This window comes from Marinobacter sp. PE14, assembly GCF_053566155.1.
The window spans coordinates 497,280-514,325 of sequence record NZ_JBQXNY010000003.1 but is presented as its reverse complement, the minus strand read 5'-3'; the positions used below and the strand labels follow the sequence as shown (position 1 = coordinate 514,325).

Sequence of the window (17,046 nt, the reverse complement as noted above, 5' to 3'; positions counted from 1 at the left end):
GTTAGAGCGCGGCGTTTTCATACTGGTTCGAGTCTTAATCTGAAGAAATAACAGTCTCGCCCTGCGGCAACAGATTTGCCTGAATATCTTCTTCAGTAAAGAACAACTGGCGGTAGTCCTTGTTGGAATACTGCTCACTCTGATCACTGAAGAATGGTGACATGGCGTCCGTAGACTGGGAATAACTCACAAGACCATAAGCCTCCGGGCCATTGGCCGTGAATTCCAGCCCGAAGTGCCAGCTGGTACCTCTGGCCATGAGCCAACCGTCGATGCCATCAGAGCCGTCTGATAGGCCTGCAGTATTATCGATAGTTGACGGTGCAATCCTCGGGAAACGGGTATCTTCAAGGAACGGGTCCGTTACAACACCGATCGCATTGAAAGCCCCGTCAATGCTGCCGTCACCGCCGTGCCAGGGAATTGGCTGGGTCTGGAAAACGGGAGTCCCACCGGAACCGGGAACCACACCGCCGGAGGCGCGATAATATTGCAGGTCGCCCAATGCATCAGTCGGCAAAATTCCCTGAGACTGCAGAGCAGTCACACCATCGGCAAGCGCCAGAAGCATCGTGTCGCTCGCTGTGCCTGCATTCTCGTCGGATGGACTCGCAGGCGTGCCAACGGGATCAGCAGGACTGAACGGCGTTGTTAAATCAGTTTCCACATCCTCCAGATAGTTAGCCATGAACACTCGGAAGATATGAGCACCTACGCTATCCCGATTATAGAGGCCATCCCAAGTGCTCAGAGATTGGCACCAGGAAGACAGATCGACTCCATTCACTGCCGTAGTGCCAATGGCATCGCAGCGCTGCAGAAGCTCCGGCAGGAACTGCTCTGCATACCAGGCCCGATTGTTCCAGATCACACCAATCAGCTCTTCCGCGCTAAACTTTCCGTCCTGCCCCGCTGGCAGCGGCGCATCCGGGAAACCAGGATCCATCAGGTTCTGAAGCATCTTGATACCGAGACGCGTGCGAGCATTAATGGGCGCTTTTTCATCACCAAACAGAGGTGAGAAGCCTGTCAGAAACTCGTCTGGGTTGGTTGACCAGTAACTACTGTTCGAGTTTTGCACCCAATCCGATCTCACGAGCTTCGGCTTCTGGTCATACGGAACCAGAGGACCACACGCGGTTTCAACCCAGTCTTCCTGGGATAGTCTGCCATCAAGCAAGGTTACGCCCTGATCAAAGAGGCCGGCATAGGCTGCGCTGCCTGCCCTTCTGAAGTTCACAAGCGCGATGGCTTTCTCGGAGAGGTTCGGTACCGAACTGCTGTCGATGTAGAACGCGTTACCTTGGTCATCCGCGTAGGTGGTGTTGGTCCAGAGGGTTGAGCCACAGCTCTGGAAGACACTCTGGAACTCTTCAAGGTTGCTAGCTCTGCTCATTCCCAGCCAGGTGTCCAGCAGCCCGCCTGTGTTGGCGTTGGCGTCACGATAGGTGTGGGCCACCATTGAGGAGGTGTTCAGCGCACCGTTGTCGCCCCAGGCTGGTAGCTGACCGCTCACAGCATTCGCAGCAATCATCGGTCCGTACTCGGAGAAGTAGAAAGTTCTCTCTAGGACAACTGTCTGAGGTCCCAAGTCGACCTCGATTTGATAAGTCTCTGTGGTGATCGGCTTCTCTACCCCGTCTTTCACGTAGGTCAGGTTATCTCCATCCTTCAGCACCAGCTCATACCAGGTAAAGCGACGACTGGTCGTTACTGTATGAGACCAGGCAAGATTCTCGTTGAAGTTGATCAAAGGAATCGCTGTTCCCAGCAGGCCAGCGCCATGAACATTCAGGTAACCCGGCACGGTCATCTGAACTTCATAAAGCCGACGATGCCCTGTGTAAGGAAAGTGTGGGTTTGCCAAGAGTGCGCCACGGCCCTGCTCGGTCAACTCACTGCCAATACCCCACGCGTTGCTGGCAAGGCCCATATCCGCGAAATTGGTCTGTGATTTCGCGCCAGCCTCTGCAGTTGCCACAACGTTCTTGAGAAGCTTATTGACCTCCTCGGCATTGGTCACCGAGCTTACCGGTGTCGGTGCCGGGCTCTCTCCAGGAGGAACTGCGAGGAAAACCGCCCCTGTGGCGAACAGCGCTCCGCTGGCGTACTGACCAACAATGCGATAATGAGCCAGCAGATCCACCGGCGTTATCGGTTTAACCCAGTCCTGATCTGCACATTCTGCAGGGAACTGAGAGGCATCGGTTTCGTTGACGTACCGGTTGTACCCCTCTGTAAAGCCTTCAATCAGCGCTCGACTCTCAGGGCTCAGATTAGGGAACTCGGCTTCAGCGCCAGCGTATATTTGTTGTGCCTTATAGCTGAAGTCATTGATGATGTTTAGCCCTACGCTAGCTCCGGGCGCAAACTCGACATCCGGCCCGGGCCCAAAATACTTGGCCCTTTCGCTTCGAGCCTTCACAACCGCCTCGGCCAGCATACAAACATTGTCCTGCGCCTGCGCATAGCCATGCCCGAAAGCGGCCGATTTCAGGTCGTCAGCAACGATGTGGGGAACACCGCCGGTAGTTCGACGAATGGTCGCCTCTAGCTGACCATCCGCCGGAAAAAGATTGGGATCCACCTCAGCCTGTGAGGGGCCGGAAGAGTCGTTGTCGCTATCAAAACAGCCTGCCAGCAGAGTACTGCCAAGCAGAGCGACAGTGAGACTGAGGGCATGCCTGCCACTCGGGGTTTTCCTGAGTTTCATAGTGTTTTCCTTGTATTTGTTCACTACGTTTTCACCATTTCCGGTGACATTTATAAAACTAGCAGAGCCCTCCTTTTCAGCCAGACAAAACTGAACACTTATTCACGTTATTTTCTTCTAAAGAAACTGATCGTTATCAGCTCCGAGCATTTTCCCGATCCGGGACGTTTCCGATGGCGTTTTCTCGAACTTGATCGGGAATCCGATCTGCGGTTGTTGAGTGCCATCCCCCCTATCAACACCAATCACCATGTCCCTGGCCTTCAGCTGTGGGTGCTCGGCGGCCTCCGAAATGGTCAGAACCGGCTCCACGCAGGCATCCTCGTCGGCAAAAATCTCCTGCCATTCCGCGAGGGGTTTCTCCGCAATCTTTTCTTTCAGAACAGCTTTCAGGTGTTGCTGATGCTCGGGATTCTGGCTCATGGCGAGACTGGTTACATCAGAGATCCCCAGGGTGTGGAACAAGCGGGAAGCGAACTGGGGCTCGAGACTGCCAACCGAAAGCCAGCGACCGTCGCGCGTCTGGTAGTAGTCGTAAAAGGAGCCACCGTTCAGCAACGCGCGTTCCGGCTTCTGTTCTTGCCCACCGGCGAGGCAGGCCGCCCCGGCCATGGCGTTCAGCGCGAACGCGGCATCGGTCATGCTGATATCAACAAACTGCCCTTCTCCAGTTTTTTGCCGGTGAATTACCGCAGCCAGGATGCCCATCACGGCATGGTGAGAACCACCAGCCACATCCGCAATCTGTATACCCATGGGTGGCGGGCCGCTGTCGGCTCGGCCGCAGTGACTACTGACGCCCGCCAGGGAGAGATAATTGATGTCATGGCCCGCGCGGTCCTTGTAGGGGCCGGTCTGGCCGTAACCGGTAATGGAGCAATAGATGAGACGAGGATTGACTGCCTTGAGGGCCTCGTAGCCAATGCCAAGCCGGTCCATCACTCCCGGGCGAAACTGCTCGACAACAATATCGTGGTCTTTGACCAGCTCCAGCACTTTCTCCCGGCTCCCCGGCTCTTTGAGGTTGAGACCGAGCGACTTCTTGCCTCGATTCAGAAAACCGTGAGCGGTGCTCACGCCGGCATCATGAGGCGGCATTACCCGGGTCAGATCCACCCGGTCCGGTGCTTCCACACGCAATACATCTGCCCCCATGTCGGCCAGCAGCATGGTGGCGTAGGGACCGGGCAACAAGGTACTGAAGTCCAGAACTTTCAGCGAAGTCAGAGGACCCGCCATGATGATCTCCTTTTTATTGTGAGAGTTGTCCGAATAGCATTCGTTTCCTTCATGCTGCCCGGTTTTGCCAACGGGGCCAACTGCCGGTTCCGTCATTCCGATTGGCCGTTTCTACCAGCCTGTCCGGACGGCTTCGGTTGCATTGTTCTCCCGGGGTTTTATGATGGGTTTCGTTTTTATGGAATGGCGAGCGTGATGTCCGATCTGACGGTTTCGAAGCACTTTGTTCAGGCTGCCCTGGGGGGTGCTGAAAGACTTGGTTTTGATACCCGCGAAATGCTCCGGGAGGCAGGAATCTCGCCCGATCTCCTGCGTATCGAGATGGCCCGGGTTAGCAGCGACCAGTTCAGCCATCTTATGCAGGTGCTATGGAACCGGATGGGGGACGAGTTTATGGGGCTTGGGCCCAGGCGGGCCCGGACAGGCACTTTCGCCACCATGTGCGCGCTGGTGATTGACTGCCCCAACCTGGAATCGGTGTACCGGCAAGCCTTCCAGTTTTCCCGTCTCTTCGAGCCCATGGTGTCGATGGAGCTCGAAATTGGCGAGGACAAAGCCCGACTGGTGGCCCGGATGGAAGGCGAAATTAACGATCCCAGTTTCTTCTTGAGGGAAAGCATCCTCGTAATCTGGCATCGTTTGGGCAGCTGGCTCATCGGGCAACCCATAGAACTGGAAAAGGCCGAGTTCGATTACCCCCGGCCGCCCCACGGCGACGAATATCGGCACATTTTCCACTGCCCCCTGGCATTCGAATCCGACAGAATTGCCCTTACCTTCGACAAACGCTTCCTGTCTGCGCCAGTTATCCGCGACAAGCCGGAGATGCGGCAATTCCTGAAGACGTCGCCCGCAGACCTGCTGTCCCGGCCTGACGAGAGCAACACCTTTACGGGGCGGATTCGTGCGCTGATCGGGCGAGATTTCTCAAAGCCGTTACCGGATTTCGAATGGATTGCCGCAGAGCTACATACCAGCCCGCAAACGCTGCGTCGCCGGCTGAAGCAGGAAAATACCTCGTTTCAGGAAATCAAGGACCTGCTACGGCGGGATATGGCGATTTACTACCTGAGCCGGCAGGACCTGCCCATCAACGACATCGCGGCCAAGGTTGGCTTCACCGAGCCCTCAACCTTCCACAGGGCTTTCAAGAAGTGGACAGGGGTGACGCCCGGCGCATACCGGGAGGGCGAACGAGGCAACCTCCCTGATTGAATCAGGATCCGGACGGTAGCTGAAGTGTCCGGATCAACTGCCCCAGCGTCTCAGCAATCTCCTGAACTCGCTCACGGTTCGCGGCCAGTTGAAGCAGGCGGGAGCCATCCCTTGGATCGTAAACCCAGCAGGTCGAAACAGCGGCTTCACAACGCCACTCAACCTGGGGGTTAATGCCAAACACCGACATCGGCTCGGTGCTCCTCAGTATACGGCCATCTTCGGCTCGTCTGATTTCCTGCACCTGAATCTCGTCTCCCTGGGTTCCCAGGCGATATTCCACATCTGCCGGCCGGTCCAGTCGCACCACTGCCTGATCACGGCGCCAGCCAGCGAGTTCAAGAAGGCTGTTGATATGGAGGGTCAAGGCTTCCCGGTCTGAATCTGCCAGATAGAGCTTGCGCAAGGACTCGACTCTGCCCTCACCCGCTGCCTCAATAACCGCGACCGGTTCGCTTTCGCCAGCGGCCTGCGGTGCAACGGCGTTCTGCCGCCTGGTCTTCTCGATCGAGGTGATTAGCTGAAGAGACTCCTGATAGTGGGCACCCTCCGCACCCGCCCGGCTTACATAGGTCTCAAGGGCCGACTGGGCCTCGTTCAAATGGGAGGACTGGAGCATCACGCGGCCCCGGTAGAAAAAATAGTCTTCGGGTTTTTCACCCTCCAGTTGCTGCAACCGGTTGAGATATTCCGCAGCCTCACCCCAGTTCTCTGCAACAACGGCCTCTTCCGTGGCCAGCATCAGCCTACGGGTTTCATGTTCGGGCGCAAGCGCCAGCGCCGACCCCGACAGGAGCAAGGAAGCCAGGGCGGCCCCCAGAACTAAACAGCGACCTGTTCCAAATAATACTGCCATGGCATCTACTCCTGCTCGTTATCTGCACCAATCGCCTGCTCCTCAGAATCAGGCCGGTCGTTGTCCCCGGAATGAGGAAATTCGTCGTAATCGTCCACTTCAGCCTGATCCATGATTCCCTTGGGCAATTCTTTCTTGACCCGAACACCCAGCTCAACAAAGCGATTGGCCTGAGAGATCAGGTTCCCCCGCCCGCGGGTCAGGGTGTTCATGGCCGAGTCATAGGTTCCCTGGGCGGTATGCAACTGGGTGCCGAGGCGCTCCATCGCTTCCACGAACACCCTGAGTTTGTCATAAACCGCGCCGGCCCGCTCGGCGATTCGTCGGGCATTCTGGCTCTGGCGCTCATAGCGCCAGATGTTTTCGATCGTTCTCAATGTTGCCAACAAGGTTGTTGGAGTTACCACAATAATCTTTCGCTCAAAGGCTTCTGCGAAAAGGTTCTCGTCCTGTTGAAACGCCGCCACAAAGGCAGGCTCGATTGGCATGAACAAAAGTACGAAATCCGGCGAATGGAGGCCGTGCAGTTGGCTATAATCTTTTTCACTCAACGTACGGATGTGATTTCGAACGGCCTCAACATGCTGCTTCAAAGCCTCTTCCCTGACCACGGAATCCTCGTCTTCCGTGACCCACTGCTGGTAAGCCACCAACGACACCTTGGAATCAATGATCAGGTTACGGTTGTCTGGCAAATGCACGATGACATCCGGCCGATACAGCTGATTATCACTGTCCCGATAACTGCCCTGGGTGTCGTACTCCACTCCCTTACGGAGGCCGGACTTTTCCAGTACACGCTCGAGAATCAGCTCACCCCAGTTGCCCTGGATTTTTTTGTCGCCCTTCAGTGCCCTGGTCAGGTTGGCAGCTTCTTCGGTGATCTGTCGGTTCAGGTCCTGCAGTGATTTGATCTCACTGCGCAGGGCCTGACGGTCACGGGTTTCATTGGTGTACACATCCTCAACGCGCTTTCGAAAATCCTGCAGCTGGTCCCTGAACGGATTGAGCAGGGTATCGAGGCTGGTTCGGGTCTGCTGGCTGAAACGCTCGCTCTTCTGCTCGAAAATCTTGTTGGCAAGGTTTTCAAACTCCTGCTTCAGGGCGTCACGGTTACGCTCAAGCAGCTCCAGCTTCTCATTGGCTGAACGGCGTTCCTTATCAATCGTCACTTCCTGCTCCCGCAGCGACATACGAGCCTCACCCAGCGCATCGGAAAGCTCATCCGCCTTTGCCCTCAAGTTCTGACGCTCATTATCCACCTGCGCAAAGCGCTCTTTCCGGCTCTCCAGCTCCGACTCAAGCCCGGCCAGTCTGTTCTCGAGACTTGCGGCATGCTGCCTCCAATGTTCGACGTCTTGCTCAAGTCGACTATTTCTGCCCCAAAGCCCTCTCAGAATTACCAGAAGAATAAATACGACCATCAATCCCGCCATCAAATCAGGACGGGACAACATCAGTTCCGTGATGGCTTCAGGCACCTGGCAATACTCCTGTTAAAACTCTTTATTCAGATGAATGATCGGTACGGTTCTGTTAGAACACAGTCTAACGCACGCGGGGAACCTTTTGCCCGGCGCACCGTCAATCTGCCTGATGCTGCTGGTAAGGACCACGACTGTTTGGCAATAATTTGAAGCCCGGACATCTACCTCTGGACGCCCCACGTAATATCGTCTAAAAGGGTAAAATGTTCACCCGCCGAGTGGTTATTACCCTTTGGTAACCGTATGACGGGCACGAACGGGATCAGAAATGGATAACAGATCATGCTGAAAGAATTGTGGCGAAAGCTGGGGGCGGAGTTTCTCCACGATGACGGTTCCAGTCGGGACAGCCAATCAGGATTGTTCGGCACAGGCGCGTCCGGCAACAAGGACGCATTCAGAATCCTGCCGCACATTACCCACACTGGCGAATTTCACCTCGAGCGACTCACTAGCCTGCTTAAAACCCGGTACGGAAAGAGTTTCGGGATGCCTCCCAGCAATGCCGAAAGCGACGAGGACATCCGGGAGCTGATCAGTTTCGCCGCCCGAATTCAGGATCAGGATGTGCAGCGCGAACTGCTGCTTTTCTACCTCAATTGCTCGCCCGTGATCCAGGAATACCTGCGTGCTGAAACCGTGCTGGGTGAGGGACATTTTCTGTCACGGTAAACACTACTGCCCCTTAACCATCTGTAAATCAACCACACAGGTTGGATGTTGTATACTTCCCTTCCGTTTGTATCCGGTTTCACACGCACAGACCGTCATCACCATTCCTACTCGGTTGTGACAGGCTGCCAGCTCAGGGGTTATTCATGGGTTTGAAATGTTTTCGGGCTGGACTGCCTAAACCTTCCTTCATCGCACTCGCGGGCATTCTTACGCTTACGGGATGTTCGGCAGATCGCTATTTCATGGTTCCCAAGACAGACCTCAATGAGATTCAGGGATCCGTCAAGAGCCAGCGTGCGACTCTCGTTACCATGGAGGAAAATGCAGCGACTCGACACGAGCAAGCCGTTGCCCAGACCCGCTCGTCGACTCAAACTATCCTGGACGCGATCGCCACCCAGGTAGAAAAGCCCGAATGTCCGCCCGTTCAGGTCCAGAAGCAGTGCCCCGCAACAGACAACTCAAAAGGCCGCGCAGATCGCCTGAAGGGGAAAGTCATTGTCGGCGAGGTAGAGAATTTCTACCTCGCGGGTCCCGGCTTGATCTACAAAGCTCGAATCGACAGCGGCGCCGAAACTTCCTCCATCGACGCACGCAACATCACCCGGTTTGAGCGGGATGGCAGCAACTGGGTGCGTTTTGATGTACCCGTTCCCGGCACCGACAAGTTCGTGACCCTTGAGAAAGAAATCTCCCGTCGTGTCCGGGTTATCCAGGCCAGCGCGGACGAGGCTGAGCGTCGTGTTGTTGTCGAACTCCAGTTCTTTATTGGCGACCATCGACAGGTAGCCGAGTTCACACTTGCCGACAGAACAAACCTGACCTACGAAGTTCTGATCGGCCGCAATATTTTGCGTGACGTAATGCTGGTCGATGTCGGCAAGGAGTACGCCACCGAATTGCCTGAATCCATCCGCAAAAGCAACGGGAACGAATCGTGACCACCCGCTCGCGCCTGCCGTTTTATATTGCCGTTTTTCTCCTCATCGCAGCGGGCATTTCGCTCGCTGTCTGGAGACACATTGAGCTTGGCATCCCCTGGCTGACAGGCGAGCAGCGTCCTGTCTGGATGGTAGAGGCCCGAATCGATTTTGACGCCGGCGACGGATCAGTGCTTGCCAGCCTCAACATACCCGAGCAGCCCCCCGGATTCCGTATCCTTACGGAACAGGCTGCATCACCTGGCTACGGCTTCTCGATCATCGACAGCTCTGGAAGCCGCCGGGCGGAATGGAGCAAGCGGGAGGTCTCCGGACCGCAGACACTGTATTTCAAAGCCCAGTTTATTCCGGACGCTAACGCTCAACCGGAAATTCCCGTGCGGGAACCGAAAACACCAAGGACCTTTTGGGAAGAACCCGAAGCCACCGCCGTTCAGGAAATACTGGACCAGGCCAGGGCCCGTTCGAGTACTCCAGAAAGCATGACCCGAGAGCTGATCCGGCTGATGCAGCCAGACACCCGCACCCAGAACACCACCCTGCTGGTCTCGGAAGAGAACTACCTGGACCTTCTGGTCGATATGCTCAACCATAGCGGTATCGCTGCCAGGATAGCCGACGGCCTCAGGCTTGAGGATGCGCGCCGGCGGCAACAGCTGATGCCCTATCTGCAAATCTACAATGGCAAACAGTGGCTCACCTTCAACCCGAAAACCGCTGAACAGGGCGTACCTGACGATCTGTTGCTCTGGCGTCAGGGCTCTGCTTCATTGCTGGATGTCGTGGGCGGGGAAAACTCCGAAGTGAGCTTCTCCATGCTCCGGCAAACTGTTCCGGCCCTGCAACTGGCGACCATGGAATCCGCCTCCAACGGCCTCGGTTTCCTGAGCTTCTATGAACTACCCATTGAAGAGCAAAGCATGTTCCGGATGCTGCTGTTGTTGCCACTCGGCGCACTCATGGTGGCCTTCATGCGGATTGTCATCGGCATCCGTACCTCTGGCACCTTCATGCCCGTACTCATTGCCGTGGCGTTCGTCCAGACCACTCTGGTGCCCGGGCTGATCGCTTTCCTCTCGGTTGTCGCCATAGGTCTGCTCATGCGGGGCTATCTGTCCAGTCTCAACCTGTTGCTGGTGTCTCGAATATCCGCTCTGATCATTCTGGTTATTTTCATAACCGCGGGCTTGAGCATTATCGGCTACCAGATGGGATTCAACACTGGCATGACGGTCACTTTTTTCCCAATGGTTATCATTGCCTGGACGATTGAGCGCATGTCCATCCTCTGGGAGGAGGAAGGCGCCCACGAGGTCATGGTTCAGGGTGCCGGCAGCCTGTTCGTGGCTATCTGCGCCTATCTGCTCATGAGCGCGCCTCTGGCTGGCCATCTGACCTTCAACTTCCCGGAGCTGCACCTCGTGATCCTCGGGCTGATACTGCTGATGGGTCAATACACCGGCTACAAGCTCAGCGAGCTGCGACGGTTCACGCCAATGAAGGCGTACGACTGATATGGACTGGATTTCACCGCGATCTCTCAAGAGGCTCGGGATGCTCAATATGAACCGGAGAAATGTCGACTACATTTCCCGGTACAATGAGCGTTCGTCTTACCCCTTGGTGGACAACAAACTGAAGACCAAGCTAGTGGTTGCCGAATACGGGGTAAAAACGCCCAAGCTGCTTCAGATTGTCCGCCAACAGCATGAAATATCTCACTTCCGGGAGATGGCTGAAGACCTTGAGGGCTTTGCGATCAAACCGGCGAAGGGGTCTGGCGGCAAAGGCATTACGGTGATTACCGGGCGCGATGGCGATGATTACATCAAGGCTTCCGGTTCGCGTGTAGATTCGCCATTTCTCGAACGTCATCTGACCAATATTCTGGCCGGCCTCTACTCTCTTGCAGGCACTCCGGACGTTGCGATTGTCGAGAACCTGGTGGAATCCGCCCCTTCACTGGCAAAGTATTCGCATCAGGGTGTGCCCGACATCCGGATTGTGGTGTTCCAGGGTTACCCAGTGATGGCTATGCTGAGACTGGCTACAACCGCATCGGACGGTAAAGCCAATCTTCACCAAGGGGCTGTGGGAGTTGGACTGGATATCGGTTCTGGGCGAAGCCTGAACGCGGTTCAGTTCAACCGTCCCATTACCCTTCACCCGGATACCGGTCTTGCGCTGGAAAATATCCAGATTGAAGCCTGGGACGAGATGCTGGAAATGGCCTCTCGTTGCTACGAGGCAACCGGGCTCGGTTACATGGGGGTTGATCTGGTGGTAGATGCCAACGAAGGGCCACTGCTGCTGGAACTTAACGCCAGACCCGGGCTGGCAATCCAGATGGCAAACGGTCGAGGGCTTCTGCCTCGCCTGAGGGCTATTGAGGCTCTCAAGCGGCCACACTTCACGCCACTGGAACGCTCTCGTTTCGCCATGGACACGTTCGCCAGTTTCTGAGCGCTAATCAAACATAAAAAAACCGGGGCCAAGGCCCCGGTTTTTTCATTTCAAAGCACTCTTAGGCGAGCTCACCTCTGGCAATCAGAAGTTTACGCTCGTGACTGAGGCCCTTCAAAAGTCCCCACGTCATGACCAGGAGAACGACCGTAAACGGCAGACCAGCACTGATCGCAGTCGCCTGGATTGCGCCGAGCGCATCCTCACCACCACCAAAGATCAAGGCTGCAGCAATGGCACCCTCTGCAACTACCCAGAACACGCGCTGAGCGGTCGGGGCGTCGGTCTTGCCGCCGGCAGTGATGCTGTCGATGACCAGCGAACCGGAATCCGACGAAGTTACGAAGAACACCAGCACCAGAATAATGCCAACGAACGACAAGATCCCGGTCAGCGGCAGATTTGCAAACATCTGGAAGGTCGCAAGTGAAACTTCAGTCAGGCCGTTCTCAGCCAGTTCACCAACGCCCTGCTGGATCTGTTCGATAGCAGCACCACCGAAAGCACTCATCCATACAACCGTGATAACGGTCGGAACGATCAACACTGCAGTCACAAACTCACGAACGGTACGTCCCTTGGAAACACGGGCAATAAACATACCGACGAACGGTGACCAGGAAATCCACCATGCCCAATAGAAGACAGTCCAGCCCTGGAACCAGGCTTCATCTTCACGACCAAACGGATTACTGAGCTGCAAAGCATTGCCAACATAGTTGGAAGAAGTCACCCACAGGGTTTCTAGAATGGTCATGGTTGGACCAGCGAAAATAACGAACAGCAGCAAAACGGCGGCGACGGCCATGTTGATGTTACTCAAGATCTTGACGCCTCCATCGAGGCCCCTGAGCACTGAGATCAAGGCAAGCGCTGTAACACCCACGATAATTGCCATCTGAATGTTCGTTCCAGCGCCAACATCAAACAGATAGTTGAGGCCAGAAGCCGCCTGCTGGGCGCCAAAACCGAGGGATGTCGCAAGACCAAAAATGGTGGCGACAACCGCCAGAACATCAATAATGTGGCCAGGCCAACCCCACACTTTGTCTTTAAGCAAAGGGAAAAAAGCCGAGCGGATGGTCAGCGGCATGTTTTTATTGAAGGCAAAAAACGCCAGGGAAAGAGCAACAATCGCATAGATGCCCCAGGGGTGCAGACCCCAGTGGTACATAGTCGCGCCCATGGCAAGATTGCGGGCTTCATTTGTTCCGGCCTCTACGTTGAGTGGCGTCTCATACCATCCTGTGTAGTAAGCCACGGGCTCGGCAACGGCCCAGAACATGAGACCAATACCCATGCCAGCCGCAAACAGCATGCAGAACCAGGAAATCGTAGAGAATTCAGGCTTGCAGTCTTGGCCGCCAATACGGATCTTACCCATCGGCAGAAAGATCAACGCCAAACACACAACAACAAAGATGTTGGCACTGATCAGGAAAAACCAGTCAAACGTCGCGATAATGTCCCATTTCGCTCCATCGAGCAGCTCTTTGGCCTGCCCGGGGAACATCAGGGTCCCTATCACGAACGCAACAACCAGTATCGCCGTAATCGGAAATACCGGTGCGTGGAGATCCAGCCCGAACGGTGTGATATTGTCCTGGCCGGCCACGTAGTCCGTCGAATATTCGTCTTTAACTACCTCGCCCACGTTATGGCGCCTCCTGAGTTGGTAAGTCGTTTATTCAGAATCGGAGTTCAAACATTACAAGCGCGTTATCATAATGTTTTGAGTTCAAAACATCAAAACTACGATTATTTTAGCCGCCTTGATATTGATCATAGACCATGATCGATATCGGACCAGCGAAAGTCAGGACCAATCGAGGCACAATCCCGCATCGTAGGACTAAACTCTTCCTTATCTCGTGCGCCGGTCGTGCCGGTTCTGCGCAACAACCAGAGGATTCCATGGAAAAAACCAAGACCTTTCCGCTTCGCTATTCGGCCTATGTACTCAGCATTGTCGGCTTTTTCGTCTCCCTCGGGCTGGTCATATTTTTAGGCGCAGGTTACGTGTTTCCGCTGATCTTTGGTGCGTTCGCCGCCCTTGGCACCTACGATCTGTTACAACGGCGACACACGGTCAGCCGGAATTACCCGATCATGGCCAACTTCCGGTACCTGCTCGAATCCGTTGGGCCAGAAATCCGCCAATACTTTATCCAGTCAGACACCGAGGAGCGCCCTTTCTCCCGGGAACAACGCACGATCGTCTATCAGCGAGCCAAGAATGTCCTCGACAAACGCCCTTTTGGCTCCCAACTCGGCATGTATGACGAGGGGTTCGAGTGGATGAACCATTCACTCTCTCCCACCCGCCTCGACAGCAGTGACTTCCGGATTCTGATCGGCAGGAACTGTGATAAACCCTACAACGCCAGCGTGTTCAATATTTCCGCAATGAGCTTCGGCTCGCTCTCCGCCAACGCCATCCTGAGCCTGAATACCGGTGCCAAAATGGGCGATTTCTATCATGACACCGGAGAAGGCTCCATTTCCCGATACCACAGACAGCCAGGTGGCGATCTGGTCTGGGAGATCGGCTCAGGGTACTTCGGCTGCCGCCACAAAGATGGTTCGTTCAACGAAGATATGTTTCGGCAGAACGCCACTATTGAACAGGTCAAAATGATAGAACTCAAACTATCTCAGGGCGCGAAACCCGGCCACGGCGGAATTTTGCCGGGTGCCAAGGTTACCCCCGAGATCGCTGAAGCTCGGGGCGTTTCTGTGGGTGAGGACTGCGTTTCTCCAGCCAGCCATTCGGCGTTCTCAAACCCCATCGAGATGCTGGAGTTCATTGACCGGCTGCGAGAACTGTCTGGCGGCAAACCCGTCGGCTTCAAGCTGGCCATTGGCCACCCCTGGGAATGGTTCGCCATCGTCAAAGCCATGCTGGAAACCGGTCGAAAACCTGATTTTATCGTCGTCGACGGCGGCGAAGGCGGAACGGGAGCGGCTCCACTGGAGTTTATCAACCGCCTCGGCATGCCCATGACTGAAGCGCTTCTGCTGGTTCACAACACACTGGTCGGCACCCATTTGCGGGAAGACATCGCCATTGGCGCAGCAGGCAAGATCACCTCGGCCTTCAACATAGCCCGAACCCTGGCCCTTGGTGCGGACTGGTGCAACGCGGCCCGTGGCTATATGTTCTCCCTGGGCTGCATACAAGCGCTCAGTTGCCACACAGGGCGCTGCCCGAGCGGCGTGGCCACCCAGGACCCCAGGCGCGGCAACAAGCTCGACGTGGAGCTCAAGAGCCAGCGGGTGTACAACTACCATAAGAATACCCTGGACGCCCTGCAAAACCTGCTCGAGGCTTCCGGTCTCAAGCACCCATCCGAGCTTGGTCCAGAACACGTTGTCCGGCGGGTGTCGAAAACCGAAGTTCACTCGTACATGGACCTTTTCCCGTTCCTTGAGCCGGGCGCCCTGTTGGAGGGGAAAACAGACCTGACCGTGTTCGATAAGTACTGGGAATCAGCCCGTGCGGATACCTTCGAACCACCGGAATTCATCCTCAAACTGCGGGAGACCAAGCTACGCTAAAAAATGGCCATCAAAATCGCCATCGGATGTTTATTTTTCCCATGGGCTCGTGTAGACTTCGCTCCCGCTAAGCCACTGAGAATACTCTCAAGTTTCGATGTGGCGAAGAGCGAATCGGGGCGTAGCGCAGCTTGGTAGCGCACTTGCATGGGGTGCAAGGGGTCGTAGGTTCAAATCCTACCGTCCCGACCAGATTCTGACAAAAGCCCGGGCCGAAAGGTCCGGGCTTTTTGTTTTCCGGCGTTTATCCAGCAAACGAACCAGTGAATTCGATCTTTCCCCGGGCTAGACGCAGCCTACCTTTGCGCTCAAGCTCTTTCAGCAACCGGCTAACCACCTCCCTGGCGGTCCCCAGCTCCACAGCGAGCTCCTGGTGCGTAATCGTGATCTCTCCCCGCCCTGCCCTGGCCTCGAGCCAGTGAAGAAGGCGCTCGTCCATTCGCCTGAAAGCAACCTCCTCCACCAGCAGCATCAGATCATTCAGGCGACGACCGTAAGACTCCATTATGCCCAGCCGGAAATCGGCGGACTGGTCCATGAGCCGATCGAACAACCCCCTGGGCACCATTAACACTTTGGCATCCTCCTCAACCACGGCCTCTGCGCGAAAGCCGTCACCGGTCATCAGGCACCCGATCGAGAGCGTGCAAATGTCATCTGCGCCCATCCGGTATAGGACGATGCTATTCCCCGACAGCCCTGTCATTTGAACCTTTACACTGCCATGGAGCACCAGTGGCAGGCCCTGACACGGATCTCCCGCTCTAAAAAGCACCTTTCCATGCTCAAATTGAATCGCCTGCAGTCCGTTCAGAGCGTCTCGCCGAACGGATTCCGGCAATGTTCCAAGAATGCTGTGTTGCAACGTCAGTTTTTCCATAGTTAACGAGACTAGCTTATCCAGTGTCCTTCCTTGTGTGACTTTATCACTGAACAGCCCGGGAGCAGGCGTTAGAGTGGCCTTACTGCCTCAAATCAACCAAGGAGAATGGATCATGGGCATCAATATGGGATCTGCGGACCGTATCATTCGCGCCATTGTTGGCATTGTACTTCTGGCGCTCGTATTTGTGGGCCCACAAACCGCTTGGGGTTGGATTGGCATCGTTCCTCTGGCCACTGCCGCAGTGGGCAATTGCCCCGCCTACTCAATTCTGGGCATCAAGACCTGCAAGAAGCAGTAAACCTGCATGCATAAAAAAACCGGGGCAGCCTCGCTGCCCCGGTTTTTCTTATGACTTTCGGAAGCCCTATTTGACCGGCGCGTTCAGCACCTCAAGTACTTCCTCAAGCTCCGTAATCATCTGGCGAATCAGCTGCTTATACTGGGAGGTATCGTCCTTTACCTCGTGACTGCTCAGCTTTTGCTTGGCACCACCGATGGTATAGCCCTGATCATAAAGCAAACTGCGAATCTGGCGGATCGTGATAACGTCTGCACGCTGATAATAGCGCCGGTTTCCCCGACGCTTTACGGGCGACAGCTGTGGAAATTCCTGCTCCCAATACCGCAGGACGTGTGCCTTGACCGCACACAGCTCCGCCACCTCACCGATGGTGAAGTAACGCTTCCCGGGAATCGTGGGAAGTTCGTTGTTATGACTGGGTTCCAGCATACGCTTCTACTTTTTGCTTTAGTTTTTGTCCCGGGCGAAACGTAACAACTCGCCGTGCACTGATCGGAATCTCTTCGCCGGTTTTCGGGTTCCGTCCCGGTCGCTGCTTCTTGTCCCGCAGATCGAAGTTACCGAAACCCGAAAGCTTCACCTGCTCGTTGTGGCTGAGTGCGCCTCTGATCTCGTCGAAAAAAGCTTCCACCATTTCCTTGGCTTCGCGCTTGTTAAGGCCCAATTCCTCGTACAACCGCTCTGCCATTTCCGCTTTCGTCAAAGCCGCCAT

15 protein-coding genes and 1 tRNA gene are annotated in these 17,046 nt (G+C 55.4%); 8 read left to right on the top strand and 8 right to left on the bottom strand.

Annotated elements, in window-relative coordinates; translation table 11 throughout:
• Positions 1–34 precede the first annotated feature (34 nt).
• Both ACWJ62_RS13045 and ACWJ62_RS13040 read right to left on the bottom strand, forming a co-directional pair.
• Entirely contained in the window at positions 35–2,713 is a 2,679-nt protein-coding gene (locus tag ACWJ62_RS13045; RefSeq protein WP_449286564.1) for a penicillin acylase family protein, read from the bottom strand.
• Positions 2,714–2,830: 117 nt separating this feature from the next.
• On the bottom strand, positions 2,831–3,952 hold the full coding sequence (locus ACWJ62_RS13040) for a CaiB/BaiF CoA transferase family protein (protein WP_449286563.1): 1,122 nt from the start codon (positions 3,950–3,952) through the stop codon (positions 2,831–2,833).
• Positions 3,953–4,147: 195 nt separating this feature from the next.
• Between ACWJ62_RS13040 and ACWJ62_RS13035 the strand changes: the two genes are divergently transcribed.
• Entirely contained in the window at positions 4,148–5,167 is a 1,020-nt protein-coding gene (locus tag ACWJ62_RS13035) for an AraC family transcriptional regulator (RefSeq protein ID WP_041645126.1), read from the top strand.
• A 1-nt stretch (position 5,168) separates the two neighbouring features.
• Here ACWJ62_RS13035 and ACWJ62_RS13030 read toward each other — a convergent pair whose 3' ends face one another.
• A complete protein-coding gene (locus tag ACWJ62_RS13030) occupies positions 5,169–6,023 on the bottom strand; it encodes a hypothetical protein (protein ID WP_449286562.1) in 855 nt (284 codons plus the stop codon).
• Between the two features lie 5 nt (positions 6,024–6,028).
• On the bottom strand, positions 6,029–7,504 hold the full coding sequence (gene rmuC, locus ACWJ62_RS13025) for a DNA recombination protein RmuC (RefSeq protein ID WP_449286561.1): 1,476 nt from the start codon (positions 7,502–7,504) through the stop codon (positions 6,029–6,031).
• A 288-nt stretch (positions 7,505–7,792) separates the two neighbouring features.
• On the opposite strand from rmuC, the gene ACWJ62_RS13020 reads away from it, so the two are divergent.
• The 4 genes from ACWJ62_RS13020 to ACWJ62_RS13005 all read left to right on the top strand — a co-directional run bounded on the left by ACWJ62_RS13020 (position 7,793) and on the right by ACWJ62_RS13005 (position 11,589).
• A complete protein-coding gene (locus ACWJ62_RS13020; RefSeq protein WP_449286560.1) occupies positions 7,793–8,182 on the top strand; it encodes a hypothetical protein in 390 nt (129 codons plus the stop codon).
• A 245-nt stretch (positions 8,183–8,427) separates the two neighbouring features.
• Positions 8,428–9,126 (top strand): ATP-dependent zinc protease family protein, encoded by a 699-nt coding sequence (locus ACWJ62_RS13015; RefSeq protein WP_449286559.1) that lies wholly within the window; start codon positions 8,428–8,430, stop codon positions 9,124–9,126.
• Positions 9,123–10,640, top strand: coding sequence for an inactive transglutaminase family protein (locus tag ACWJ62_RS13010; RefSeq protein ID WP_104270304.1), 1,518 nt, complete (start codon positions 9,123–9,125; stop codon positions 10,638–10,640). The genes ACWJ62_RS13015 and ACWJ62_RS13010 overlap by 4 nt, the downstream gene beginning before the upstream one ends.
• A gap of 1 nt (position 10,641) precedes the next feature.
• Positions 10,642–11,589 carry an alpha-L-glutamate ligase-like protein gene (locus ACWJ62_RS13005; RefSeq protein WP_092031564.1) on the top strand — a complete coding sequence of 316 codons (948 nt, stop codon included), beginning with the start codon at positions 10,642–10,644 and terminating at the stop codon, positions 11,587–11,589.
• 61 nt (positions 11,590–11,650) lie between these two features.
• Here ACWJ62_RS13005 and ACWJ62_RS13000 read toward each other — a convergent pair whose 3' ends face one another.
• A complete protein-coding gene (locus ACWJ62_RS13000; RefSeq protein ID WP_449286558.1) occupies positions 11,651–13,243 on the bottom strand; it encodes a BCCT family transporter in 1,593 nt (530 codons plus the stop codon).
• A 260-nt stretch (positions 13,244–13,503) separates the two neighbouring features.
• On the opposite strand from ACWJ62_RS13000, the gene ACWJ62_RS12995 reads away from it, so the two are divergent.
• Together ACWJ62_RS12995 and ACWJ62_RS12990 are read left to right on the top strand one after the other, a co-directional pair.
• Positions 13,504–15,147, top strand: coding sequence for an FMN-binding glutamate synthase family protein (locus ACWJ62_RS12995; protein WP_449286557.1), 1,644 nt, complete (start codon positions 13,504–13,506; stop codon positions 15,145–15,147).
• Between the two features lie 115 nt (positions 15,148–15,262).
• Positions 15,263–15,339: transfer RNA gene (locus tag ACWJ62_RS12990), tRNA-Pro, on the top strand.
• A 52-nt stretch (positions 15,340–15,391) separates the two neighbouring features.
• On the opposite strand, the gene ACWJ62_RS12985 is transcribed toward ACWJ62_RS12990, so the two are convergent.
• Positions 15,392–16,027 carry a Crp/Fnr family transcriptional regulator gene (locus ACWJ62_RS12985; RefSeq protein ID WP_449286556.1) on the bottom strand — a complete coding sequence of 212 codons (636 nt, stop codon included), beginning with the start codon at positions 16,025–16,027 and terminating at the stop codon, positions 15,392–15,394.
• A gap of 115 nt (positions 16,028–16,142) precedes the next feature.
• On the opposite strand from ACWJ62_RS12985, the gene ACWJ62_RS12980 reads away from it, so the two are divergent.
• Entirely contained in the window at positions 16,143–16,331 is a 189-nt protein-coding gene (locus ACWJ62_RS12980; protein ID WP_449286555.1) for a YgaP family membrane protein, read from the top strand.
• Positions 16,332–16,397: 66 nt separating this feature from the next.
• Here ACWJ62_RS12980 and ACWJ62_RS12975 read toward each other — a convergent pair whose 3' ends face one another.
• Positions 16,398–16,763, bottom strand: a complete 366-nt coding sequence (locus tag ACWJ62_RS12975; RefSeq protein ID WP_008170477.1) for a MerR family transcriptional regulator — start codon at positions 16,761–16,763, stop codon at positions 16,398–16,400.
• Positions 16,744–17,046 carry an integration host factor subunit alpha gene (gene ihfA / locus ACWJ62_RS12970; protein WP_007151838.1) on the bottom strand — a complete coding sequence of 101 codons (303 nt, stop codon included), beginning with the start codon at positions 17,044–17,046 and terminating at the stop codon, positions 16,744–16,746. Before ihfA ends, ACWJ62_RS12975 begins: the two co-directional genes overlap by 20 nt.

Bases quoted from the DNA above. Each gene is read 5' to 3' on its own strand.
- ACWJ62_RS13015 (WP_449286559.1), top strand. From the start codon at position 8,428: ATGGTTCCCAAGACAGACCTCAATGAGATTCAGGGATCCGTCAAGAGC.
- ACWJ62_RS12985 (WP_449286556.1), bottom strand. From the start codon at position 16,027: ATGGAAAAACTGACGTTGCAACACAGCATTCTTGGAACATTGCCGGAA.
- ACWJ62_RS12975 (WP_008170477.1), bottom strand. From the start codon at position 16,763: ATGCTGGAACCCAGTCATAACAACGAACTTCCCACGATTCCCGGGAAG.
- ACWJ62_RS13040 (WP_449286563.1), bottom strand. From the start codon at position 3,952: ATGGCGGGTCCTCTGACTTCGCTGAAAGTTCTGGACTTCAGTACCTTG.
- ACWJ62_RS13020 (WP_449286560.1), top strand. From the start codon at position 7,793: ATGCTGAAAGAATTGTGGCGAAAGCTGGGGGCGGAGTTTCTCCACGAT.
- ACWJ62_RS12980 (WP_449286555.1), top strand. From the start codon at position 16,143: ATGGGCATCAATATGGGATCTGCGGACCGTATCATTCGCGCCATTGTT.
- ihfA (WP_007151838.1), bottom strand. From the start codon at position 17,046: ATGGCGGCTTTGACGAAAGCGGAAATGGCAGAGCGGTTGTACGAGGAA.
- ACWJ62_RS13045 (WP_449286564.1), bottom strand. From the start codon at position 2,713: ATGAAACTCAGGAAAACCCCGAGTGGCAGGCATGCCCTCAGTCTCACT.
- ACWJ62_RS13035 (WP_041645126.1), top strand. From the start codon at position 4,148: ATGTCCGATCTGACGGTTTCGAAGCACTTTGTTCAGGCTGCCCTGGGG.
- ACWJ62_RS13030 (WP_449286562.1), bottom strand. From the start codon at position 6,023: ATGGCAGTATTATTTGGAACAGGTCGCTGTTTAGTTCTGGGGGCCGCC.
- ACWJ62_RS12995 (WP_449286557.1), top strand. From the start codon at position 13,504: ATGGAAAAAACCAAGACCTTTCCGCTTCGCTATTCGGCCTATGTACTC.
- ACWJ62_RS13005 (WP_092031564.1), top strand. From the start codon at position 10,642: ATGGACTGGATTTCACCGCGATCTCTCAAGAGGCTCGGGATGCTCAAT.